Below are 24,685 nucleotides of genomic sequence, written 5' to 3'. Positions count from 1 at the left end.
GCCGCGTATGCCAGGATCGGCTGCCCGCGCAGCCGATCCTGGCGGGCCCCGCAAACCTCTCGCATGCCGCCGCGGTCCAGCAGCGCCCCATGCCTCGAAACCGGTAGCCCGGCACGGGTGGCGCATGGGTGGGCGCGCCGTCAGATGCGCCCGGCGGAAACCGTAGGGAGCCGAAGGCGGACGAGGTTGAGCACGGGGAAGTCCGGAGCGAAGGCTCCGGACCGCAATCGCAGGCGCGCCCACCCATGCGCCACCCGCGCCGGGCGGCCTACGAAAGCAACAACGCCCCAAAAAAAACCGCCACGCAAACGCGCAGCGGCTTCTCATGACGCCAAGAGCCCCCCCCCTCAAAGGTACCGCTTGAACCACTCAAGCATCCTCCCCCACCCATCCCTGGCCGCCTCCGCCTGATAATTCGCCCGGTAATCCGCCATGAATGCATGATCCGCCTGCGGATACACCACGAACTCCGACCGCCGGGCATTCTCATTGCCCGCCGCCAGCTTCGTCTTCATGATCTCGATATCCGACACCGGAATGCTGGCATCCTTGGCCCCATACAACCCCAGCACCGGCGCATGCAGGTCGTTCACCACATCGAACGCATAGCGCTTGATCAACGGACCATGCCCCGTGCTCAGCTTGCCGTACCAGGCCACGCCCACCTTCACGTTCGGATTGTGCGCCGCGTACATCCACGTCAGGCGCCCGCCCCAGCAGAACCCCGTCACCGCCACCCGCTTCGGGTCACCACCATGCTGCGCGGCCCACGCCACGCTGGCGTCCAGGTCGGCGAACACCTGTTCGTCGGGCACCTTGCTGACGATCTCGGCGATCAGCTTGGGAATGTCGGTATAGGTCGATGCATCGCCCTGGCGCTCGTACAGGTTTGCGGCCACGGCCAGGTAACCGGCCTTGGCCACGCGGCGGCAGATATCCTTGATGTGCTCGTGCACCCCGAAGATCTCCTGCACCACCAGCACCACGGGCAGGTCGCGCTTGCCCTCGGGGGCGGCGTAATAGGCGCTGATGGATCCATCGGCCACGGGCAACTGGAAATCCCCGTGAACCAGCCCCTGGGCGTCCGTGTGGATCACGGTGGGGGCGACGTTGCCGGCGGCGGCGGAAAAACTCATGGCGAACTCCTGTGTAGGGATCAACGCGGAGCCGGCGCGCCGCGGTTCGCCATCGGGGCGAGCGCGACAGGACCGGCCAGGATCGGAAGCAAAGCCGGGTATCGCGACCGCCACGCCTCAATGTGTGTGGACGTGCTCCGTGCGTGCCGCGCCGGCGCCCGTCTCGTGCTCATGCCCGTGATGCATCAGGGTCGTCACGCTGTAGATCAGCACGACACCCACGCCCACCAGCAGCAGTTGCGGCACCGCATCGGCCAGGGATACCCGTTCGTGCATCTGCGGCATCAGGTCGGCCACCGAGATGTAGAGGAAGCTGCTGGCGGCAACCACCAATACGTACGGCACCCAATCCTGGGCCTGCTGCAGCACGAAGTAACCTATTATGCCGCCCAAGGCTGAACACAAGCTGGTGAACAGGATCAGCGCGAAGGCGCGGCGCCGCGCCAGGCCGGCATTGAGCAGCACGACGAAGTCGCCCAGCTTGTGCGGCACTTCGTGCACGATGATCGAGGCCGCCGTCAGCACGCCCAGCAACGGATCGGTCAGGAAGGCCGCCGCCACCAGCACACCGTCGCACAGGTTATGCAGCGAGCTGCCGATCAGGATCAGCACGCCTCCGCGTCCCGCCTCGTGCTGGTCATGACCATGATGATGGTGATGCCCGTCGCCCTCGTGGTGATGGCTGTGGCGCAGCAGCGCGATTTTCTCCAGCACGAAAAAACCGATCAGCGACGCCAGCATCAGCCCGAACAGCACATGGGCATCGGCCACCCCGCTTTCGAAGGCTTCCGGCAACAGGTGCAGCAACGCCACCGACAGCAGCACCCCCACCGACAGACTGACCATGTGATGCAGGTAATGGGCGAACACCTTGTAGGCCAGCCAACTGGCGACAAGGACGGCGATGAGGCCACCGGTGACGGTGGCAAGCAGGACCCAGAGCAGCAGCATTTGGGGGACGTATATGGTCAGGGGAAGCGCAACATTATATTGTTGCAGCCACAAAAGCGGAAATGGGCCGCCGGATCGCTGCGCGCCCCGAACGGCCCGATACGAGGGACTCCGGGACGAGCGGCGCTTCCCGAGCGCGCCGCTCGTCCCGGGATCAGTGCGCCTGTTCCCAGTTCTTCCCTACGCCCACCTCGGCCACCAGCGGCACGCGCAGTTCGGCCACGTTGCACATCAGCCGCGGCAGGGCTTCCTTGACCAGCTCCAGTTCCGAGTCGGGCGCTTCCAGCACCAGTTCATCGTGCACCTGCATGATCATGCGCGTCCGCAGCTTTTCGGCCTCGAGCCAGTCCTGCACCGCCACCATGGCCATCTTGATCAGGTCGGCCGCGGTGCCCTGCATCGGCGCGTTGATCGCCGCGCGCTCGGCGCCCTGCCGACGCGGGCCCGAGGCGCCGCGGATCTCCGGCAGTTGCAGGCGGCGCCCGAACACGGTCTCGACGTAGCCCTGCTCGCGCGCCACGCGGCGCGTGTTCTCCATGTACATCGCCACGCCGGGATAGCGGGCGAAATAGCGGTCGATATAGGCCTGCGCCGCGTCGCGCGTAATGCCCAGGTTCGACGCCAGGCCGAACACGCCCATGCCGTAGATCAGGCCGAAGTTGATGGCCTTGGCCGCGCGCCGCTGCTCGGAAGACACGTCCGCCAGCGACACGCCGAACACTTCCGAGGCCGTGGCACGATGGATGTCCTCGCCCGCGGCGAAGGCGCGCTGCAGATTGGCGTCGTCCGACACGTGCGCCATGATGCGCAGTTCGATCTGCGAATAGTCGGCCGACAGCAGCAGGCCCTGCTCGGCGACGAACGCCTCGCGCACCCGGCGCCCGGCTTCGGTGCGCACGGGGATGTTCTGCAGATTGGGATCGGACGAAGCCAGGCGGCCCGTGATGACCGCAGCCTGCGAGTAGTGTGTGTGCACGCGGCCGGTGGCAGGGTTGATCATGCGCGGCAGCTTGTCCGTGTAGGTGGACTTGAGCTTGGACAGCCCGCGGTACTCGAGCAGCACCTGCGGCAGCGGATAGTCCTGCGCCAGCTTGCTCAGCACTTCCTCGTCGGTCGACGGCGCGCCGCCCGCGGTCTTGCGCACCACCGGCAACTGCATGCGGCCGAACAGGATCTCGCCCAGTTGCTTGGGCGAATTCAGGTTGAAGGGCTGCCCGGCCAGTTCGTAGGCCTTCTGCTCGAGCTGCAGCATTTCCTGGCCCAGCTTGTGGCTCTGGCGGCCCAGTTCAGCGGCGTCGACCTTGACGCCATTGCGCTCGATCGTGGTCAGCACCGCCGACACCTGCATCTCCAGCAGGTAGATACGCTCCAGCCCGGCATCGGCCGCCACCTGCGGGCGCAGCACCCGGTGCAGTTGCAGCGTGAAGTCGGCATCCTCGGCGGCATAGTGGCCGGCCTTGTCCACCGCCACTTCATCGAAGCCGATCTGCTTGGCGCCCTTGCCGCACAGGTCCTCGTACGACACGCCGCTGCGGCCAAGGTAGCGCTGCGCCAGGTCGTTCAGGCCGACGCCGCGATGCGACTCCAGCACGTAGGCCTGCAGCATGGTGTCTTCGGCGATGCCCGCCAGGCGGATGCCTTCGTTGGCGAACACGTGTGTATCGTACTTGGCGTGGTGCAATAGCTTGGGGCGCGAGGCGTCTTCCAGCCAAGGACGCAGGCGCGCCAGCACCTCGTCCTTGGGCAGTTGCGTCGCGCCGTCCGGGCCGCGGTGCGCAACGGGGATATAGCAGGCCACGCCCGGCGCCACCGCCATCGACAGGCCGACCAACTTGGCCTGCATCTCATCGAGCGACGTGGTCTCGGTGTCCAGCGCCACCAGCTCGGCGCCCTGCGCCAACGCCATCCAGGCGTCGAACGCCGCCCAGTCGGCGATGATGCGGTAATCCAGTTCCGTCGGCGCGGCCGGCACCTCGGCCGCCACCCTTGCATCGCCCGTCGGCACGCGCTCGGCGTCGCCAGTCAGGTCGCGCAGCCAGGTGCGGAAACCGTAGCGCTCGTACAGTTCCGTCAGCGTCGCTTCGTCGCGGCCGCGAGGGGTCAGGTCGTCGACGCTGTCGACGTGGCCGGTCAGGTCACAGTCGCACTTCACCGTCAAAAGCTGGCGCGTCAGCGGGAAGTTGGGAATGGCTTCGCGCAGGTTGCTGCCGGCCACGCCCTTGATGCCCTCGGCGCCCTCGACCAGCTTGTCGATCGAGCCGAATTCGGTGATCCACTTGGCGGCCGTCTTGGGGCCGACCTTGGTCACGCCCGGCACGTTGTCGACGGTGTCGCCCACCAGCATCAGGTAATCGACGATGCGGTCCGGCGGCACGCCGAACTTGTTGACCACGCCAGCCTCGTCCAGCACCTCGCCGCTCATGGTGTTGACCAGCGTGACATGGCTGTTGACCAACTGCGCCAGGTCCTTGTCGCCGGTGGACACCACCGTGTGCACGCCGCGCTCGGCGGCGCGGCAGGCCAGCGTGCCGATCACGTCATCGGCCTCGACGCCCTCGATCGCGAGCACCGGCCAGCCCAGCGCGCGCACGGCGCGATGGATGGGCTCGATCTGGGCGGCCAGATCTTCCGGCATGGGCGGGCGGTGCGACTTGTATTCCGGATACAGATCGTCCCGGAAGGTCTTGCCACGCGCATCGAAAATACATGCGGCATACTCTGCCTTATAGTCGGATACAAGCTTGCGCAACATATTGACCACGCCGTACAGCGCACCCGTAGGTTCGCCTTGCGCATTGCGCAAATCAGGCATAGCGTGAAAAGCGCGGTACAAGTAGCTTGAACCGTCGACCAGCAATAAGGTTTTTTTCATGGTTACAAAGGCAGATATGGCAACAACTGCGGCAACAATTGCGGCGACGCCCGCCGAAAAACAAATTCCGCTGATTATGTCAGAGATACGGACGGCGGCCGAAAAGCTCGCGAACATCGGGCCGGCGGTCAGTGTCTTTGGCAGTGCGCGCGTCAGCCGCAACTCCCCCCACTACGAAACCACCGTGGCAATCTCGGCCGCCCTGGCCGAGGCGGGATTTGCGGTCATCGCGGGCGGCGGCCCCGGCATCATGGAAGCCGCCAACAAGGGCGCGTTCGAAACCGGCGGCACCAGCATCGGGCTGAACATCAGCCTGCCGCACGAAGCGCACAACAACGAATATCAAACCATCAGTCTATCGTTTGAGTACTTTTTTTCACGCAAAGCCACCTTTTTCATGCACAGCTTCGCCTACGTGGCGATGCCGGGCGGCTTCGGCACCCTGGACGAGCTCTTCGAAGCGTTGACACTGATCCAGACCGGCAAAGTCCCGCCCGCGCCCATCGTGCTGGTGGGCAGCGAATACTGGTCGGGCCTGGTCGAATGGCTGGGGGGCCAGGTGCTCGGCAACGGCATGATCGGCGCGCATGACCTGGATCTTTTCATCATCGAGGACGATCCGCGCAAGGTCGTGCGCAAGGTGGTCGAGTTCCACCAGAAGGTCAGCACGGAAGCGCAATACGCGCCCTCGCTGCCGGCCTGACGGCCGCTGGCCGGGAAAGACGCACCCGGCAATGCCGGGCGGCCGCGAATCGCGGCCGCCCGCGCGCCCCTACTTGCGCATGAACGACGGCAGCACGTCCGCCGGAATCGGGCAGACATACGGCTGGCCGCGGCGCATTTCCAACAGCTCTTCCTTGGCGCGCGCCAGCGTCCCGGGCTGCCGATAGAGATCCGCCGCCGTGGCCGCGATGATCTTGGCCGCATGCACCATGCCCTTGTGCGCCAGCGACAACTTGCCCTGCGCCACCATCTGCCAGGAATGGAATGGCGTGCCGTAGGCATAGCAGGCGCCCCAGCACTGTGCCGTGGGCGTCACCCAACTGACGTCGCCGACGTCGGTCGATCCATAGCTGATTTCATGCTTGCCGGGTTCGTAAGGCGCGACGCCGCTGAACAGCGGCGTCGGATTGCGCAGCACCGCGCCCAGGTTCTTGCCGGCGTTGTCGATGTCGTCGGCCGAAATCGCGTCCCACATGCGGCGCGCAGCCTGCTGTTCGCCTTCTGTGTAGGCCGGGCCTTGCAGCGCCTGCATGTTGGCGTACATGACCTGGTTCAGCACGCCGTTGGGAATGTAGTTGGAGCAGGCCTTGTCGAACACGATCTCCAGTTCGCAACCGGTCATCAGCGCCGCGCCGCGGGCCACGTTCTTGACCCGTTCGTACAGCTCGGCGGCCTGCGAATTGATCGGCGCGCGCACAAGGTACAGCACCTCGGCGCGGGCCTGAACCACGTTGGGCGAGATGCCGCCGCTGTTGGTCACCGCGTAGTGCACCCGCGCGTCCGGCACCATGTGCTCGCGCAGGTAGTTCACGCCCACGTTCATCAGCTCCACCGCGTCCAGCGCGCTGCGGCCCAGGTGCGGCGAATTGGCCGCGTGAGCCGCCACGCCCCGAAAGCGGAAATAGGCCTGGATATTGGCCAGCGACGACTGGTGGAAGATGCCGGTGTGCGAGGCCGGATGCCAGGTCAGCGCCGCGTCCAGGTCGTCGAACAGCCCGGCGCGCGCCATGAAGGTCTTGCCCGACCCGCCCTCCTCGGCCGGACAGCCATAGAAACGGATGCGGCCCGGCAGGCCATTGCGCTCGAGGAATTCCTTGACCGCCACCGCGGCGAAATGCGCCGCCGTGCCCAGCAGGTGGTGGCCGCAACCGTGGCCGTTGCCATTGGGCGTTTCCGGCGACGGCTGGCAGGCATAGGCGCCGCTCTCCTGGCTCAGGCCCGACAGGGCGTCGTACTCGCCCAGGATGCCGATCACCGGGCCGCCGGCGCCCGCCTCGGCGACGAACGCCGTCGGAATGCCGGCCGCGTCGCGGGTAACGCGAAAGCCGGCCTCTTCCAGCATGGCGATGTGCAGTTCGGCCGATTTGTGCTCGTCGTAGCGCAATTCGGCCAGGCTCCAGATGCGGTCGCTCAACTCGGCGTAGCGGTCGCTGCGCGCGTCGATGAACGGGGCAAGAATATCGATGGCTCCCATCGTGTCTCCAGTGGCGGTCTACAGGATCTGGGGGCGCCGGCCACGGTACGTCGCCGGCGGCGGCAAAACGTCATTCGTCGAGCTTGATGGCGGCAGTTTCAATGATTTTGCGATTGGCGGCCAGCGTCTGCGCGATGCGCTGGGTGAATTCCTGCGGCGTGCCGGTATCAGGCTCGGCGCCGAGGGTGGCCAGCCGCTGCACCAGCGCCGGCTCGGCCAGCGCCCGGCGCACCGCGTCATTGAGACGCCGCACCACTGCGTCGGGCGTGCCCGCCGGCGCCACCAGGCCGAACCAGGTCTGGCCCAGCGCATTCAATTGCGGGTAGCCCAATTCGGCCAGCGTCGGCAGTTGCGGCAGGCCCGGCAATCGCGCGGGGGCGGCCACCGCGATCGGACGCAGCTTGCCGACCTTGATCAAGGACTGGGCCGAGGCGTACTGGTCCTGCTGCACCTGCACCTCGCCGCCCACGGCGGCCGTCAATGCGGGGCCCATGCCCCGGTAGGGCACGTGCAACACCTCGACCTGGAGGTCCGCATTCATGGCCGCCAGGTTCAGGTGACCGAGCGATCCCACGCCGGGCGAACCGAAGGAATACTTGCCGGGATGTCCCCGCAATTCGGCCAGGAACTGTGCGAAATCCGTCGCAGGAAAGGCCGGGTTCACCATCCACACCACCGGCACGTTGGCCACCGAACCCACCGCCGTCAGTTGTTTTGCCGGATCGACGCGCGCCGTACCGTACAACAGCGGATTGACCGCCATGGTGCTGACGGTGGCCATGCCCAGCGTATAGCCATCGGGCTCGGCCCGCGCCACCGCCTCGGTGCCGATCAGGCCGCCGGCGCCGGCGCGGTTCTCCACCACCACGCTCTGGCCCAGTTCCTTGCGCAGGCCATCGGCCACCGCCCGCGCCAGGACATCGGTGGAACCGCCGGGAGCGAACGGCACGATCAGGCGCACCGGCTGCGAGGGATAGACGCCCTGCGCGTGCGCCAGGAACGAAACGCCGACCAGTGCGGCGCAGACGAAAGCATGCAACAGACGGGACTTCATGGAACGGCGAATCCTTGCGTGGAAACCGGTAGCCGGCGTCACGTCATTCTGGCCAGGGCATATCCTTATTTCAAATACATTAACGGACCCATATATTCGAATTTTGAATATCAAGATCAGGAATTCCACACCCATGGACGTCGCCCCCGCCACCCTGCTTGCCCGGCTGCTGGCCAAGGGACGCCTGCGCCACCTGCAACTGCTGGCCGGGGTTGCCGAACTGGGCAGCCTGCAGCAGGCCGCCGCTCAGATCGGCATGAGCCAGCCGGCCGCCACCCATGCCCTGGCGGACATCGAATCCCTGCTGGGCGTGGAGCTGTTCGAACGTCATGCGCGCGGCATGCGCGCCACCCGCTGCGGTCAATTGATGGCCGATTGCGCACGCGGCATGCTCATCTCGCTGCGCGCCTCGACCGACTCGGTCGCGGCCCTGCGCGGCGGCGCCTCCGGCAGCCTGCGCTTGGGCGCCATCCAGGCAGCGAGCAGCGGGCTGCTGGCGCAACACCTGCCCGCCTACATGCGCGCCCATCCGGGCCTGCAGGTGGACTTGCAGGAAGGCAGCCGCGAACAGTTGCTGCCGCTGGCGGCCGCGGGCAATCTGGACATGCTGCTGTGCCGGCGCCCGGAGGCGGTGCCGACCGGCCTGGACTTCGTGCCGCTGCAACGGGATGACGCCGTCATCGTCGCCACGCCCGGCCATCCATTGCTCGCCAGCGACACCGCGCCGACATTGGCGCAGGTCGCCACCCAACTCTGGATCCGGCCCCGCCCGGAACTGGCGATCCACGCCGTCTTCACCGCTTTCTTCGAACGCGCCGACGTGGTCCCGCGGCTATGCCGCCTGGCCAGCGCCGCGCCGCCCATGCCACTGCTGATCGCCGTCATGCAGGCACAGCAGGCGCTGGCCATGGTGCCGCTGACGCTGGCCGGCTGGTATCTGCAACATGGCCACTTTCAGCGCGTGCGGATCGAATCACCGGGCGCCTTCCAGCCCATCGGCGCCATCGTCGGACAGGCGGGTCCGGGCCGCGACTTTCTGCACTGGCTGATGCGCGCCCCGCAACAAACAGCCTCCTGACCGCCGCCTCCAGACTGGCTCACCGCAGCGCCCGCTCGATCGCCTCGCGCGCCTGGCCGATAAAGGCATCTTCGCCCGGCCGCGCCGGCAACAGTCGGAATTCGACGTCGGGCAATGGCGGCAGGCCGGGCGCCTGCAGGCGGCCGATGCCTGGCGCCAGCGCCGACTCGTTCAGGCAGGCCACGCCCAGCCCCGCACCGATCGCCAGTTGCAACCCCGCGACGCCCGAGGCCACGTGCGCCACCGCGTAGGGCACGGCGCGCCGCGCCAGCAACCGCTCGGCGTACTGGCGCAACGCGCAGGTCTCGGGCAGCGCCAGCAACGGCAACGGCTCCGGCGGCGCCGGCGCGCCCTCGGCCCCCATCCACAGCAGCGACTCACGCCGCAGCAAGGGTCCCAACGCCCGCCCTTTCGACGCGCCGCGCTCCAGGATCACCATCGAGATGCCGACATCGACTTCGCCGCGTTCGTAAGCGGCCTCGATCGCGCCGCTTTTCATGATGGTGACGTGCATGCGCACCTGGGGATACTGCTCGTTCAGGCGACGCAGCAGACGCGCCACGTCGCCAGGCCGGAAGTAGTCGGTGATGCACAGCCGCAACTCTCCACGCAGCGCCACGCCGCGCAGGTCGCGGTAGGCTTCGTCGCTGAGCGCCAGGATGGCGCGCGCATGCGCCAGCAGGCGTTCGCCGGCGGGGGTGGCAACCACGCCAGACTTGCCGCGTATCAGTAGCGGCTGGCCAGCCCGCTCCTCCAGCTTGCGCATCTGCTCGCTGACGGATGACTGCGACAGAAACACCTTGGGCGCGGCCGCCGTCAGGCTGCCCGCATCCAGCACGGCCACCAACGTTCGCAACTGGTCGAGATCGAACCCGGACATGGCTCATCCAACGGCTTAAACGATGGAAGGAATCGTAAATTCCCGCTTTTCCGATGTCAATGCCGTCCCTACACTGGCTCCATTCCCCTCACCCAAGGAGCCTGTCATGCCCCACATCGTCGTCCACGTTTCCGGCCAGCCCGACGCCGCCCGCAACCGCCGCCTCGTCGATTCGGTCGTCGGCCTGACCCAGTCGGTGCTCGGCAAGAAGCTGCCCGTCATCGCCATCACGCTGCAGCACATTCCCCACGACCAATGGTTCATCGGCGCGCGCCCGCTGTCGGAACTGGGCAGGAACGCCTTCCACCTGGACATCAGCGTCACCGACGAGACCAACACCAAGGCCGAGAAAGCCCGCTTCATCCAGGAAATCTACGCAGCCTTCGGCGAGATCCTTGGCGAGCTGCACGAATGCTCCTACGTGCACGTGATCGACGCGCGCGCGGCGGCCTATGGCTATGGCGGCAAGACGCAGGAATACCGGCACCAGCACGCCTGATGCCGCGTGCCGGCGCACGGGCGGCCGCCGCTGCGCCGCCTGGTCGGCAGCGTGTACGCCGTCGACCGCTTGAACAGCGCCGCCGGCAAGCCCGCGGCCACGAATGAAAAAAAGCCGCGCACCCCGAAGGGTGTGCGGCTTTCCGATTGCCAGGCGCGCGGGGCCTGAACCCCGCCCCGCCTTACACGGCGGATTCGCGCGCGGCGCGCTTGCGCTCGTTTTCCTGCAGGTAGCGCTTGCGCAGACGGATCGACTTGGGCGTGATTTCCACCAGTTCGTCGTCGTCGATGAATTCCACGGCGTACTCCAGCGACATCTGGATCGGCGGCACCAGGCGCACGGCTTCGTCGGTGCCCGAGGCGCGCACGTTGGTCAGCTGCTTGCCCTTGATCGGGTTCACGACCAGGTCGTTGTCGCGGCTGTGGATGCCGATGATCATGCCTTCGTACAGCGCATCGCCCGGGTTCACGAACATGCGGCCGCGATCCTGCAGCTTCCACAGCGCGTAGGCCACGGCGTCGCCGTTGTCCTGGCTGATCAGCACGCCGTTGCGGCGCTCGCCGATCGAGCCTTCCTTGATGGGCGCGTATTCGTGGAAGATGTGGCTCATCAGGCCGGTGCCGCGCGTCAGCGTCAGGAACTCGTTCTGGAAACCGATCAAGCCGCGGGCGGGGATCAGGTATTCCAGGCGGGTGCGGCCACGGCCGTCCGGCTGCATGTCCTGCAGATCGCCCTTGCGGCGGCCCAGCTCTTCCATCACGCCGCCCTGGTGGGCGTCTTCGACGTCGATGGTCAGCGACTCGAACGGCTCGCACTTCACGCCGTCGACTTCCTTGAACACCACGCGCGGACGCGACACCGCCAGCTCGTAGCCTTCGCGGCGCATCGTTTCCAGCAGGATGGTCAGGTGCAGTTCGCCGCGGCCCGACACTTCGAACACGGTGTCGTCGCCGGTGTCGCGCACGCGCAGCGCCACGTTCGACTTCAGCTCGCGGTCCAGGCGGTCGCGCAGTTGGCGGCTGGTGACGAACTTGCCTTCACGGCCCGCCAGCGGCGAGGTGTTGACCATGAAGTTCATGGTCAGCGTCGGCTCGTCGATGCGCAGCATCGGCAGCACGTCCTGCGTCACGGGGTCGGTCACGGTGCAGCCGATGCCCAGGTCTTCGATACCGTTGATCAGCACGATGTCGCCAGCTTCGGCTTCATCCACCACGATGCGCTCCAGGCCGTGGAACTTCAGCACCTGGTTGATGCGGCCGCGGCCGCCCTGGCCCTCGGGACCGAACTTGTAGGCCACTTCCATGCCGGGACGCATGCGGCCGCGGTTGATGCGGCCCACGCCGATCTTGCCGACGTAGCTGTTGTAGTCCAGCGAGATGATCTGCATCTGCAGCGGGCCGTTGGGATCGTCGTCGCGCTGCGGCACGTGCTGCAGGATGGCTTCGAACAGGGGGCGCATGTCGCCTTCGCGCACGTCCGGGGTCAGGCCGGCGTAGCCGGACAGGCCCGAGGCGTACACCACCGGGAAGTCCAGTTGCTCGTCGGTCGCGCCCAGCTTGTCGAACAGGTCGAAGGTGGCGTTGATGACGAAGTCGGTGCGGGCGCCCGGACGGTCGACCTTGTTGACCACCACGATGGGCTTGAGGCCCAGGGCCAGCGCCTTGCGGGTCACGAAGATGGTCTGCGGCATCGGGCCTTCGACGGCATCGACCAGCAGCAGCACGCCGTCGACCATCGACAGCACGCGCTCGACTTCGCCACCGAAGTCCGCGTGCCCCGGGGTGTCGACGATGTTGATGTGCGTGCCTTCGTATTCAACGGCACAGTTCTTGGCCAGAATCGTGATGCCGCGTTCTTTTTCCAGGTCGTTCGAGTCCATGACCCGTTCGGTCAGCGCCTGGTTTTCGCGGAAGGTGCCGGATTGGCGCAGCAGCTGGTCGACCAGGGTGGTTTTACCGTGGTCCACGTGGGCGATGATGGCGACGTTGCGCAAGGCGCGAGTCATAGCGAGTCCTTTAAGGTGGTGGCGGGCAGCAAGCCCGCCGGCAATTCGTTCAGTGCAAGCAATGCCTGCTTGGGGTCTGGCATCGCCTGCAAGGCATCCAGCGCAACGGCGCGTTCCAGAGAAAATGGCCCGACGTGCGTGCGCCGCAGCGCCGCCAGGTGGGCGTAACAGCCCAGCGCGCGCCCGATGTCCTGGGCCAGCGTCCGGATGTACGTGCCTTTACTGCAAGCCACATCGATCTCTGCCTGCGTCCCGTTCAGGGACAGCAGCTCGATGCGGTAAATCGTAATCTGCCGCGGCGGGCGTTCCAGCTCGATGCCGGCCCGCGCGTATTCGTACAACGGCTTGCCGTCGCGCTTGAGCGCCGAATACATGGGCGGAATCTGCTCGATCGTGCCCGAGAAACGTGACAGCGCATCGCGCAGCGCCTGTTCCTCGACCACGAAGCCGGGCGCGGCGGTAGCCACCACGTTGCCGGTCAGGTCGCCGGAATCGGTTTCCTCGCCAAATTGCAGCGTAGCGCGATAAGCCTTGTCGGCGTCAAGCATCGCGCCGGAAATCTTGGTTGCCCGGCCCATGCAGCACACCAGCAGGCCGGTGGCGAAGGGGTCGAGGGTGCCGGTATGGCCGGCTTTCGCCGCGTCCATGGCACGCTTGGCGCGTTGCAAGGCGTGGTTGCTCGACAAACCTACGGGTTTGTCGAGCAACAGCACACCGTCGAGCGCAAGCCCGCGTCGTTTAGCCATCGTCGGAATCCGGAAATTAAAGCAGTGACGACAGCCCGATCAGGACTGGTCTTCAGGTTCGTCGGGCACGCCCGAGTGCGGGCCGGGCCGGTTTGCGCGGTCGATGAGGATCGACATTTCGATACCACGGGCAATCTGCTCGTCGTGGAAGAAGCGCAAAGTGGGGACAGTATGAATGTGCAGCAGCTTGTATAGCTGGGAATGCAGCCAGCCGGCCTTCTCGTTCAGCAAGGCGGTCGCGGCCTCGGGCTCGGCGCCCAGGACCGTGAAATACACCTTGGCATGCGCGTAGTCGGTCGACAGTTCCACACCGGAGAGCGTGATCAAGCCAGTGCGGGTCGTGTCGATCTCGCGCTGGATGATCCCGGCCAGATCCTTCTGGATCTGGTCGGCCAGTCGCAGATTGCGACCGGGGATGGCTTTGGACTTGTGACGGCTCATTAGAAGCAATGCCTCGCGACGCCTTACAGCGTACGCGCGATTTCCTTGATTTCAAAGACTTCCAGTTGGTCGCCCACCTGGATGTCGTTGTTGCCGCGCAGCGTAAGACCGCAATCGAAGCCCGACTTGACTTCCTTGACGTCGTCCTTGAAGCGGCGCAGCGAATCGAGCTGGCCGGTCCACTGGACCACGTTGTTGCGCAGCAGGCGGACCTGCGAATCGCGACGCACCAGGCCGTCGAGCACCATGCAACCGGCGATGTTGCCGATGCGGGAGATGCTGTAGACCTCGCGGATCTCGACCAGGCCGATGACTTCTTCCTTCTTCTCGGGCGCCAACATGCCCGACATGGCTGCCTTCACTTCGTCCACGGCGTCGTAGATGATGTTGTAGTAGCGCACGTCGATGCCGTTGGTCTCGGCCAGCTTCTTGGCGCTGGCTTCGGCGCGGACGTTGAAGCCGATCACCACGGCGTTCGAGGCGATCGCCAGGTTGATGTCGCTTTCCGAGATGCCGCCCACGGCCGCGTGCACCACTTGCACGCGGACTTCGTCGGTCGACAGCTTGGTCAGCGACTGCACCAGCGCTTCCTGCGAACCCTGGACGTCGGTCTTGACGATCAGCGCCAGGGTCTGGGTGCCTTCGCCCAGGTTGTCGAACATCGATTCCAGCTTGGCGGCCTGCTGGCGCGCCAGCTTGACGTCGCGGAACTTGCCCTGGCGGAACAGCGCGATTTCGCGCGCCTTGCGCTCGTCGGACAGCACCATCAGTTCGTCGCCGGCGGCCGGCACTTCGGTCAGGCCCTGGATTTCCACCGGGATCGACGGACCGGCGGCCTGGATCGGCTTGCCGTTCTCGTCGAGCATGGCGCGCACGCGGCCGAAGCTGGCGCCAGCCAGCACCACGTCGCCACGGTTCAGCGTGCCGCTCTGGACCAGGATGGTCGCGACCGGGCCGCGGCCCTTGTCCAGGCGGGCTTCGATCACCAGGCCCTTGGCGGGCGCGTCGACCGGCGCCTTCAGTTCCAGCAGTTCGGCTTGCAGCAGCACGTTCTCGAGCAGCGCGTCGATGCCCTCGCCGGTCTTGGCCGACACCGGCACGAACGGCACATCGCCGCCGTATTCTTCCGGCACCACTTCCTCGGCGACCAGTTCCTGCTTGACGCGCTCGGGGTTGGCGCTGGGCTTGTCGATCTTGGTCATGGCCACCACCATCGGCACGCCCGCGGCCTTGGCATGGTGGATGGCTTCACGCGTCTGCGGCATCACGCCGTCGTCGGCCGCGCAGACCAGGATGACGATGTCGGTGGCCTTGGCGCCACGGGCACGCATGGCGGTGAACGCCTCATGGCCCGGGGTATCCAGGAAGGTCACCATGCCACGCTCGGTTTCCACATGGTAGGCGCCGATGTGCTGCGTAATGCCGCCGGCTTCGCCCGCGGCGACCTTGGCGCGGCGGATGTAGTCCAGCAGCGAGGTCTTGCCGTGGTCGACGTGGCCCATCACGGTCACGACCGGCGCGCGCGGCAGTTGTTCGGCTTCCGACACGCTCGCGGTTTCGTCCAGGAAGGCTTCCGGGTCGTCGAGCTTGGCGGCGATCGCCACGTGGCCCAGTTCCTCGACCACGATCATGGCGGTTTCCTGGTCCAGCACCTGGTTGATGGTAACCATCTGGCCCAGCTTCATCAATTGCTTGATGACCTCGGCAGCCTTGACGGACATCTTGTGGGCCAGGTCGGCCACGCTGATGGTTTCCGGCACGTGCACTTCACGCGCGATGAATTCCTGCGGCGCGGGCTCGTTGCGGCGGTCGTTCTGCTGGTTGCGGCCACCACGGCCGCCACTCTTGCCACCGCCCTTGCCGCCGGCACGCCAGCCGTCGCGGCTGGCCGGCGCCGCCGGCTTGTCGGCCGGCTTCTTGCGCGACGCGTCATCCGACCACGTCGAAGCGACTTCGGCGGTCTTGATGGTCTTCTTGGTGCCGGGCGCGGCGGGCTTGGCATCCTTCTTGGCGCCAGGCGCGGCAGCGCCCTTGCCCGCCGGCTTGTGCAGCGTGCCCGAAATCGGGGCGGCCGCGGCGGCGGGCGCTTCCGGTTCGGGAGCGCGCAGCACCTTGCGCGGGCGGTTCAGCATCTCGCGCAGGGCGGCGGCTTCGGCCTCGGCGGCACGGCGGGCCTCGTCGCGGCCAGCGCCGGTGGCGGAGGCGGCGAGCGGCGGGCCGGCGCGGCGGTTGTCGGCGCGGTTCCCGACCTTGGCGGCGGGCGCAGCGGACTCGACCGGCTTGGCGGCGGATTTCACGGGTTCAGACTTCGCGGCAGGCGGCACCTGGGCGACAGGCGCGGCGGCCTGAGAGGACGATGGTTCGGACTTATTGGCTAGCACAACGGGTTCCGGCTTGGCTTCTTCAGCCTTGGGCTCGGTGGATTCAGTCTTGACTTCGGGCTTGGCCTCTTCGGCCACGGGCTCGGCAGGAGCAGGCGCCGGCGTCGGTTCCGGTTCAGGCTGGGCCTGGACTTCGGCGGCGGGAGCCGCAACGGGGGCGGGCACTTCGGCCGCGACGGGTTCAACAGGCGCGGCCGCTTCTACCGGTGCGGGCGCTTCGACAGCAGCGGGCTCTTGCACCGGGGCAGGAGCCGGCGCCTGGACGGGCGTGGCTTCGCGCGGTTCGGCCGGCTTGGCCGCTTCGGGCACGACGGGTGCGGACACCGGCTGTGCTTCCTCGACGGACGATTCTTCCTCAGCGCGGGCGCTGGCGGCCTGCTCCAGGGCGATTTCGGAGGGATCACGCTTGACGAACACGCGCTTCTTGCGAACCTCGACCTGGATGGTGCGCGAGCGGCCGGTGGCATCTGCCTGGCGGATCTCGGAGGTCTGGCGGCGCGTCAGGGTGATCTTCTTGCCTTCGGTCGCGCCGTGGGCGCGACGCAGCGATTCGAGCAATTTCGCCTTGTCGCTGTCGGTGACGGAATCGTCCACCGATTTGAGGTCAACGCCAGCCGAGCGCAGCTGTTCCAGCAGCACATTGGCAGGCATTTTCAGCTCGGTAGCGAACTGGGCGACGGTGTTACTCGACATTAGGCTCTCTCTTCCCTATATGCAGCTATTACAAACAACGTGAACTTGCGGCGGACTTGACGGCCATCCGCCGCAGACCCGTGTCCATTTGGTTATTCTTCATCGAACCAATGGGCGCGGGCACGCATGATGAGGTCGCTGGCTTCCTGTTCGGTCAGGCCGGCGATTTCCGCCAGCTCGTCCGTCGCCAGTTCGGCCAGATCATCACGCGTGTGCACCTGACGCTCGGCCAGCTTGGCGGCCAGTTCGGGCGTCACGCCTTCGAGTTCGAGCAGATCCTGCGCCGTTTCAAGACGCTCTTCCTGGGCGATGGCCTCGGTCAGCAGCGCATTGCGGGCACGGGCGCGCAACTCATTGATGGTGTCTTCGTCGAACGCCTCGATCTCCAGCAGTTCCTGCATCGGGACGTAGGCGATTTCCTCGATACCGGTGAAACCTTCGTCGATCAGGATGTCGGCGACTTCCTCATCGACGTCCAGCTTGTTCATGAACGTGGTGCGCAGGCCCGAACGCTCGACTTCCTGGCGGTTCAGGCTTTCTTCCGGCGTCATGATGTTGATCTGCCAACCCGTCAGCTCGGACGCCAGGCGCACGTTCTGGCCCTTGGCGCCGATCGCCTTGGGCAGGTTTTCCTCGTCGACCACCACGTCCATCGCGTGCTTGTCTTCGTCCACCACGATGGACTCGACGTTGGCCGGCGCCAGGGCGCCGATGACGAACTGCGCGGGATCTTCCGACCACAGCACGATGTCGACCTGCTCGCCGCCCAGCTCGTTGCGCACGGCGGTCACGCGCGAACCGCGCATGCCGACGCAGGTGCCGATCGGGTCGATACGCTTATCGTATGCCACCACGGCGATCTTCGCACGCACGCCGGCGTCGCGCGCCGCCGCCTTGATCTCGAGCAGGCCCTGCTCGATCTCGGGCACTTCGTTCTCGAACAACTGACGGATGAACTCGGGCGAGGTGCGCGACAGGATCACCTGCTGGCCTCGGGCCGCATGGTCGACGCGCAGGACAAAAGCGCGGACGCGGTCGGCGACCCGGAGGTTTTCCTTCGGGATCATTTCGGAGCGCGGCAGGCGCGCTTCGATCTTGCCGGTCTCGATGATGGCGTCGCCCTTGTCCATGCGCTTGATGGTGCCGGACACGATGGTTTCGCCGCGATCCAGGAAGTCGTTCAGGACCTGCTCGCGCTCGGCGTCGCGGATTTTCTGCAGGATCGCCTGCTTGGCGGCCTGGGCGCCGATACGGCCGAACTCGATCGGCTCGAGGGGTTCCTCGATGTATTCGCCAACCTGGATGTTGGGCACGATCTCGACCGCGTCCGACAGCATTTCCTGCTTGTCGGGCTCTTGCAGGCCCGCTTCGTCGGGCACCACCAGCCAGCGGCGGAAACCTTCGTGGTCACCGGTTTCACGATCGATGGCAACACGAATGTCCGCATCATCCTTGAAGCGCTTTTTCATGGCCGAGGCCAGCGCGCTTTCCAGCGCCCCGAACACGACATCACGCGTGACGTTCTTTTCACGCGCCAAGGCATCGACCAACAGAAGAATTTCGCGACTCATCGCTTTTTGCCCTTGAAATCCAGAACGGGATCCAGTTTTGCACGCTCGATATCCTCGACCGTGAAATTCAACACCTGGACTTCGTTCTTTTTTGCCTCAAATTCGAGACCGAACACGGTCTTGTGCATCCCAGCCGCGGCGTCCGAAGCTGCGGGCGCGTCCTCGGGCACGGTCAACGTACCGGAAAAGACCTTGCGTCCGTCCAATGCCTCGCGCAGCTTGATCTCGATGCGTTCGCCTGCGAAACGGCGGAAGTCGGCCTCGTTGCGCAGCGGGCGGTCAACGCCCGGCGAACCGACTTCCAACCGCTTGTAGTCGATGTTCTCGACCTCGTACACCCGCGACAATTGGCGGGACACCTGCTCGCAGTCTTCGATGCGCACACCGCCGACCCGATCGATCGTGACGCGCAAAAGGCCCAGCGCGGCACGTTCGACGTCAACGAGTTCGACGTCCATGCCGGCCAGTGCCTCTTCGGTCAATGCGAATAAATCAGCCATATACTCAAAAAAAATGGGCTGCACGCCCAGCCCACCGTATTGCACAGTGCCCAGCCGCCACCCTACTGCACGTAAGGAGCAATGCTGGGCAGTGCCCTATATTGCGACCTAAATTTCGGCTCGCGCCACCCTTGCAGCGCGCCCGCCAACTTCGCGAGGGCCAGCCAGCCCACACCTGTTTCACCGAGACCACCTGCGCCGCAAACCACCGCGACCACCTGGACCCGCCATGAAACCGGGCAACGACCCACCTGACGACCCGTCAGCGACCCGTAGCCCTATAGCCTTACAACCCGCGCATCCATGAAAAACGCCGCATGAGCGGCAAAGCAACGGCGCGAACCGACAGACGCGAAGCCATGAAAACCATTGATTTTACCAGATAAACTGGAAAAACGCCTGATTCGTCACGGGCTTACGTTTATGTGGGACGGATCGAGCCAGCGGCGCCGCGCGGACGCCGCTACGGCGCGGGTTTAGCGGCCCCGGCCGCCCCGGCCACCCATCACGCCCAGGCGCGACTCATGGGCCGACGCGCCGCGAGGCTGCCAGTCATCGCCACGGGGCGACGCCGCATTGCGGGCCGCACGCGGCTTGCCGCCCGCGCCCGGGCCCTTGTTGCCGCCGTTCGAGCCACCGCCACCCGCGCGCGGGCCGTCAGCCTTGTTGCCGCCACGGCCGGCACCCGTCGGCTTGCCGCCGCGAGCGGCATTGCCGCCACGCGCGGCCGCTGGCTTGCCGCCAGGCTTGCCTCCCGCGGGCTTGCGACCAGCGCCCGAAGGCGCATCCACCCCACCCGCTGCCGCGGCCGGACCATTGGCGGCTGCGGCACGCGCGCCGCGCGGCTTGCCGCCGCCCGCCTTGCCACCCGCACGACCGCCCGGCTTGCCGCCACCACCCGCGCCGCGACCACCCGCGGCCTTGCCACCCTTGCGGCTGCCGGCGGATTCGCCCGCCAGGGGGTGACCGTTGGCGTAACCGCCAGCGATCATCAGACCGGTGCCGAAAGGATCGGAGGGACACGCCGCCACCTGGCCGGCGCTGCCGGCACGGCCGCCCTGGATCTTGCCGCGGCGGCCGATACGGGCGCCGTTCATGCCATTGCGCTCCATCGTGCCGAAGCCGGGGGGCAAGGCGCTGTCATGCGACTGCGGCTGCTTGGAACGGCGGCGGTTGCCGCCGGATTCGTCGTCTTCGCGCAACAAGCCCAACTGCACCATCAGCGCAGTGACTAGCGAGGCGTCGAGTTCTTCCCAACGGCCACGGCGCAGCGTGCGCGGCAACACCACGTCGCCGAAACGGGTGCGGATCAATCGGCTGACCGTCACGCCCACCGCCTCGAACATGCGGCGCACTTCGCGGTTGCGCCCTTCCTGCAGGGTCACGCGGTACCAGCGGTTGCTGCCGTCGCCGCCCAAGTAGTCGAGCGCGCCGAACGCGGCCACGCCATCTTCCAGCTCGATGCCATCGACCAGCGACTGACGCTGCGCCTCGTCCATCTCGCCCAGGACGCGCACCGCGTATTCCCGCTCGGTGCCGTAACGCGGGTGCATGATGCGGTTGGCCATGTCGCCCGAGGTCGTGAAGATCAGCAGGCCTTCGGTATTCAGGTCGAGCCGACCCACCGACAGCCACTTGCCGGTGCGCAGCTTGGGAAGACGCGCGAACACGCTGGCGCGGCCGCCCGGATCATCATGACTGACGATCTCGCCGGCCGGCTTGTGATACAGGATCACGCGCGGCGGCTTCTTGGTGTTGGTGCGCATGATGGGCTTGCCATTGACACGCACCTGGTCGTTCGGGGCCACGCGCTGGCCGATATGGGCCGGCTCGCCGTTGACCGACACGCGGCCGGCGACGATCAGCTCTTCCATCTCGCGGCGCGAACCGATACCGGCATCGGCCAGCACCTTGTGCAGCTTCGGCATCACCGCTTCGCTGTTCAGGTACTTGCCCAGGCGCTGCTCCATGCGGTCAGCGGTGTCCAGGTACGACAGGGCCTGCTCGGCTTCTTGTTCGCCCCCGCGACTGTCCGGGGTGTCGGCGGCAGCCTGGGCGGGCGCGGCGGCATGCCCTTCGGCAGCCGGCGCCTGCTCGGCGGCGGCGTCGCCGCGACGGCGCCGGAACGGGGTGCGCAGCTTGCGACCACGGCCACGGGCCTCGCCTTCGGCGGCCGGCTCACGGCTGGCGGAGGCTTCCGCGGGCGCATTGGAAACGGCGTCATCCGGACGGGGATTGTCGTCCTGCATTGCTGTATTCGTTGTCACTGGGACAGCTCCGAATTTCAAACTTGGGGAGGCCTGCCGGGGGCAGGCGCATCATCATCTGGGGAAGCCGGTCCGCGCTCAGCCTCGGGCTGAGCGGAATCCGGCTCGGCAGGCTCCGCCACGGCGGAGCCGGTATCAGGCTCAAACGGCCCGGCGCCAGGCGCCAGGGGTTCGGCCTCGTCTATCGGTTCGGTCGGCTTCGCGCTTTCCGCGTGCTCGACAAGCTCATCCGCGGCGCCGGATTCGGTGCGCGCGTCGGAACTGCCAGTCTGTGCGGGATTTTCTGACAACCCGCCATGCGCCTCTTGGGCGACATCCACGCCCGGCGCATCGGCTTCATCGAAGCGCCCGGCATTCTCGATGCCCACGGATGGCGCATCGGACAAGCTTTCGGCTTGCGCCCGGACGGTGGAATCGTCGGCGGGAATCGCGTCTTCTTCTGAGCGCGAAAGGGGGGATTCTACGCCATCATCCGCCGCCATGGGGGCGTCTTCGTCCGAAACAGACAATTCCGCCCCTGGAATACTGGCTTGCACATCGGCCTCGGCAACCGCCTGCCGCCCTTCCGCATGCTCGGCGGCTTCCGTTGCGCCTGCGGTTTCCGCGCCTTCGACGAGATCTGGGGTATTGGCGGCATCGGCGCCTTCGGCGGCGTCGGCGGCATCCGCCAACTGCTGCACTTCGCCCAGGTCCAGGCCCGCCAGCGCGGCGGCGGCATGCGTGGATTCCAGCGCGGGCAATTCGTCCAGCGCGCGCAGGCCGAGATCATCGAGGAACTGACGCGTAGTGCCGAACAGGGCCGGACGGCCCGGCGCATCGCGGTGGCCGATGACCTCGATCCAGCCCCGATCCTCCAGCGCCTTCACGATGTTCGACGACACCGTCACGCCGCGGATATCTTCGATATCGCCCCGCGTCACCGGCTGGCGCCAGGCGACGATGGCCAGTGTTTCCATCACCGCGCGGGAATACTTCGGCGGTTTTTCGGGGTTGAGCCGTTCCAGGTAGCGCTGCATGTGCGGGCGGCTCTGGAAACGCCACCCCGTCGCCAGTTGCACCAATTCCAGGCCGCCATCGGCCCAGTTGTTCTGCAGCGTTTCCAGCAACGTGCGCAAGGCGCTGTTGTCGAATTGTTCATCGTCCCCGAACAGCTTGCGCATTTCGGACAGTTGCATCGGCTGCACCGCGCAAAGCAGCGCGGTTTCCAGCACGAGTATCGCCTCGCTATCGTTCATCGAGATTCAAATTCAAAAGGGCTAACTTGCGTTAGGTTGAAAACAAGGCTACTATTCATTTCTCAGACGCGGGGTGGAGCAGTCTGGCAGCTCGTCGGGCTCATAACCCGAAGGTCGTAGGTTCAAATCCTGCCCCCGCAACCAAATTGATCAAGGCCTGGCGAATGCGCCGGGCCTTTTTCATTTGCGGCCGGCATGTTGAAAACAAATACGTTCAAGACATGCAGGGCGTTATCGGCCAAGGCAAGCCCGCGCGAGGCGGCGGCCCGCGCAGCCACCCGAACCACACCATGGGCGGAACGGCTACAGACAGCGCTGATTTGCGTATTTCTCACGAGAATCCTGTATTTACCACCAACCGCCGCGGGCTCGCGCGGCGATACTCACGCCATTCAAGAGGGCTGCGCGCAGCGCCCCGGCCATGGCGGGGACAAATCCATCAGCGACGGACTTGTTCAAGCAAAATCTGGAAGCTGGCAAAAGCGCCAACGCGCCTGCGGAACACGCCATCATTTGGCGCTATAGCCGCGGCAACCGACATTGCGGTAATCGATATTGCGGTATTCGAGATCAAGGACCTGAATCGTCAGGCATCGGCCAATGGCACACTGCGCCTGCGGCCGCCATCCGGAAAATCCGGCGCGCCTCTCCCCTGGTGTTCCTGGCGCCCGGCCGTGCAGGACACTGGCCTGACAAGCCCGAACCCCAATGCGCCGGAACCACGATTCTTAGATATTTTCCAAGACTACATGCTGGCGGACGATGACAAAGGCCCTGATGCACAGCGCCCGGTCCGTCGAGGCAGCAGCCAAATTATACCGCTATATACCCTGCCCTCAACCCAGCGCCGCCAAACGCGGGCTCCCGATAACACCTTAGGACTGATCCCAGGGCGCCGGCCCCAAACGCTCCACCAGGAAATCCAGCATCGAGCGCAGGATCAGGGGCATCTGCCGGCGCGACGCATAGACGCCATATATGCCGAGTTCCTGTGGCCTGGCCTGCGGCAGGATGGCCTTCAGGCGCCCCTGCGCCACGTACTCGGCGGCGTAGTACGTTGGCAACATGGCGACGCCGGCGCCTTCCAGCGCAGCCTGCAGCAGCACCGATACCTCGTTGGCGCTGATATTGCCGCTGACCGGCACATCGACCGGCACACCCTCGCGCTCGAAGCGCCACAGGCTCTTGCCGAAGTAGGAATGGGTCAGGCAATTGCGCAGCGACAGATCCTCGACCCGCCCCGGCTCGCCCTCGCGCTGCAGGTAGTCCGGCGAAGCGCAGACGATGGAACGGCAGACGGCCAGCTTGCGCGCGATCAGGTTGGGATCCAGGTCATTGGTGATGCGCACCGCCAGGTCGACCCGTTCCTCGACCAGATTGACCGTCCGGTCGACCAGCATCAGGTCGACCGAGGTGCCCGGATGCAACTTGACGTAGTCGGTGATGACCCGCGCCAGATGCCGCGAGCCGAACGACATGCTGGTGGTCATGCGCAACAGGCCGCGCGGCGTATCCTCGGGCGTGGATACCGCGCTGCGCAGGTCGCCCACCATGTCGAGCATCTGCCGGCAACGTGGCAGCGTCTCGGCACCGGCAGGCGTGAGGCTGAGGCGGCGGGTGGTGCGATGCAACAGGCGCACGCCGACCCACTGCTCCATTTCGGCCAGGTAGCGCGACACCATCGCCCGCGACATATCCAGATGAACCGCCGCCGCCGACAAACTGCCTCTGTCGGCGACCTCCACGAATACCTGCATCGCTTTCAATCGGTCCATGATTGTCTCGATTCTTGCATCAGACTTTCTGGTTATACCGTATTTCCATGCATTTTCCGCAATGAAATGACGGCCACCCAGCCCTTTCAAGACAATCGGCAAGCACCACCCGCGAGCAGCGCCGCGACCGGCCCCTCATGCGGGAAACTGGCCCAGCGCCGCGCACACTTCGGCCCGCACCGCATCAACGTCCGCGCCCCTGACGATATAGACCAGCCGCGACAGACGCTCGTCGTCCGGCCACTGCGGCAACGGCCGGATCGGATAGAGCTCGCCATGGACGCCATGAACCTCGCAGGGCAAAGCCTCGCCCTCGAAGCAGACCAGCCCCTTCATCCGCAACAACGCCGTGCCGAACCGCTCCTGCACGCGGGACACACCCGCCAGAAAGACGGCTCGGCCGA

General features: G+C 66.1%; 19 protein-coding genes and 1 tRNA gene. 4 read left to right on the top strand and 16 right to left on the bottom strand.

Features of this window, described 5'->3' with window-relative positions:
• Positions 1-347: 347 nt before the first annotated feature.
• From SB816_RS24355 to polA, 3 genes are all read right to left on the bottom strand, one after another.
• The gene (locus tag SB816_RS24355) at positions 348-1,136 is read right to left on the bottom strand and encodes a dienelactone hydrolase family protein (protein ID WP_054501405.1); all 789 of its coding nucleotides are present in this window, start codon (positions 1,134-1,136) and stop codon (positions 348-350) included.
• A gap of 117 nt (positions 1,137-1,253) precedes the next feature.
• Positions 1,254-2,087 (bottom strand): ZIP family metal transporter, encoded by an 834-nt coding sequence (locus SB816_RS24350; protein WP_064526897.1) that lies wholly within the window; start codon positions 2,085-2,087, stop codon positions 1,254-1,256.
• A 154-nt stretch (positions 2,088-2,241) separates the two neighbouring features.
• Positions 2,242-4,959, bottom strand: coding sequence for a DNA polymerase I (polA, locus tag SB816_RS24345; RefSeq protein ID WP_144655025.1), 2,718 nt, complete (start codon positions 4,957-4,959; stop codon positions 2,242-2,244).
• A 76-nt stretch (positions 4,960-5,035) separates the two neighbouring features.
• On the opposite strand from polA, the gene SB816_RS24340 reads away from it, so the two are divergent.
• Entirely contained in the window at positions 5,036-5,662 is a 627-nt protein-coding gene (locus SB816_RS24340; protein WP_054501408.1) for a TIGR00730 family Rossman fold protein, read from the top strand.
• Between the two features lie 69 nt (positions 5,663-5,731).
• On the opposite strand, the gene SB816_RS24335 is transcribed toward SB816_RS24340, so the two are convergent.
• Positions 5,732-7,156, bottom strand: coding sequence for a M20 family metallopeptidase (locus SB816_RS24335; RefSeq protein WP_054501409.1), 1,425 nt, complete (start codon positions 7,154-7,156; stop codon positions 5,732-5,734).
• Positions 7,157-7,226: 70 nt separating this feature from the next.
• Positions 7,227-8,210 (bottom strand): Bug family tripartite tricarboxylate transporter substrate binding protein, encoded by a 984-nt coding sequence (locus tag SB816_RS24330; RefSeq protein WP_410547657.1) that lies wholly within the window; start codon positions 8,208-8,210, stop codon positions 7,227-7,229.
• A gap of 133 nt (positions 8,211-8,343) precedes the next feature.
• On the opposite strand from SB816_RS24330, the gene SB816_RS24325 reads away from it, so the two are divergent.
• Positions 8,344-9,288, top strand: coding sequence for a LysR family transcriptional regulator (locus SB816_RS24325; protein ID WP_410547656.1), 945 nt, complete (start codon positions 8,344-8,346; stop codon positions 9,286-9,288).
• A gap of 19 nt (positions 9,289-9,307) precedes the next feature.
• Here SB816_RS24325 and SB816_RS24320 read toward each other — a convergent pair whose 3' ends face one another.
• Entirely contained in the window at positions 9,308-10,168 is an 861-nt protein-coding gene (locus SB816_RS24320) for a LysR family transcriptional regulator (protein ID WP_054501412.1), read from the bottom strand.
• A gap of 106 nt (positions 10,169-10,274) precedes the next feature.
• On the opposite strand from SB816_RS24320, the gene SB816_RS24315 reads away from it, so the two are divergent.
• The gene (locus SB816_RS24315; RefSeq protein WP_116792296.1) at positions 10,275-10,667 is read left to right on the top strand and encodes a tautomerase family protein; all 393 of its coding nucleotides are present in this window, start codon (positions 10,275-10,277) and stop codon (positions 10,665-10,667) included.
• A 181-nt stretch (positions 10,668-10,848) separates the two neighbouring features.
• Here the strand turns inward: SB816_RS24315 and typA are convergent, their stop codons facing one another.
• From typA to scpB, 8 genes are all read right to left on the bottom strand, one after another.
• Entirely contained in the window at positions 10,849-12,672 is a 1,824-nt protein-coding gene (gene typA, locus SB816_RS24310) for a translational GTPase TypA (RefSeq protein WP_006388335.1), read from the bottom strand.
• Positions 12,669-13,418, bottom strand: a complete 750-nt coding sequence (gene truB, locus SB816_RS24305; protein ID WP_006388334.1) for a tRNA pseudouridine(55) synthase TruB — start codon at positions 13,416-13,418, stop codon at positions 12,669-12,671. The genes typA and truB overlap by 4 nt, the downstream gene beginning before the upstream one ends.
• 39 nt (positions 13,419-13,457) lie before the next feature.
• Entirely contained in the window at positions 13,458-13,859 is a 402-nt protein-coding gene (rbfA, locus tag SB816_RS24300; protein ID WP_410547655.1) for a 30S ribosome-binding factor RbfA, read from the bottom strand.
• Between the two features lie 23 nt (positions 13,860-13,882).
• Positions 13,883-16,933, bottom strand: a complete 3,051-nt coding sequence (gene infB, locus SB816_RS24295) for a translation initiation factor IF-2 (RefSeq protein WP_144655022.1) — start codon at positions 16,931-16,933, stop codon at positions 13,883-13,885.
• A 92-nt stretch (positions 16,934-17,025) separates the two neighbouring features.
• Positions 17,026-18,504 carry a transcription termination factor NusA gene (gene nusA, locus SB816_RS24290; RefSeq protein ID WP_006396231.1) on the bottom strand — a complete coding sequence of 493 codons (1,479 nt, stop codon included), beginning with the start codon at positions 18,502-18,504 and terminating at the stop codon, positions 17,026-17,028.
• On the bottom strand, positions 18,501-19,004 hold the full coding sequence (gene rimP / locus SB816_RS24285) for a ribosome maturation factor RimP (protein WP_054501415.1): 504 nt from the start codon (positions 19,002-19,004) through the stop codon (positions 18,501-18,503). The genes nusA and rimP overlap by 4 nt, the downstream gene beginning before the upstream one ends.
• A gap of 476 nt (positions 19,005-19,480) precedes the next feature.
• Positions 19,481-21,253 (bottom strand): 23S rRNA pseudouridine(2605) synthase RluB, encoded by a 1,773-nt coding sequence (rluB, locus tag SB816_RS24280; RefSeq protein WP_410547654.1) that lies wholly within the window; start codon positions 21,251-21,253, stop codon positions 19,481-19,483.
• 35 nt (positions 21,254-21,288) lie between these two features.
• The gene (gene scpB / locus SB816_RS24275; RefSeq protein WP_410547653.1) at positions 21,289-22,506 is read right to left on the bottom strand and encodes an SMC-Scp complex subunit ScpB; all 1,218 of its coding nucleotides are present in this window, start codon (positions 22,504-22,506) and stop codon (positions 21,289-21,291) included.
• 67 nt (positions 22,507-22,573) lie between these two features.
• On the opposite strand from scpB, the gene SB816_RS24270 reads away from it, so the two are divergent.
• Positions 22,574-22,650 (top strand) — tRNA-Met (locus SB816_RS24270).
• A 731-nt stretch (positions 22,651-23,381) separates the two neighbouring features.
• Here SB816_RS24270 and SB816_RS24265 read toward each other — a convergent pair.
• Together SB816_RS24265 and SB816_RS24260 are read right to left on the bottom strand one after the other, a co-directional pair.
• Complete coding sequence (locus SB816_RS24265; protein WP_116792300.1) at positions 23,382-24,281, bottom strand: LysR family transcriptional regulator; 900 nt, start codon at positions 24,279-24,281, stop codon at positions 23,382-23,384.
• A gap of 135 nt (positions 24,282-24,416) precedes the next feature.
• A partial coding sequence (locus SB816_RS24260) for a GTP-binding protein (protein ID WP_410547652.1) occupies positions 24,417-24,685 on the bottom strand: 269 nt, incomplete at its 5' end.

This window comes from Achromobacter sp. SIMBA_011 (assembly GCF_046535435.1).
Lineage (GTDB): Bacteria > Pseudomonadota > Gammaproteobacteria > Burkholderiales > Burkholderiaceae_B > Achromobacter > Achromobacter dolens.
Note: the sequence above shows the minus strand (reverse complement) of the source record. Positions and strands in the feature narration are given on the sequence as shown.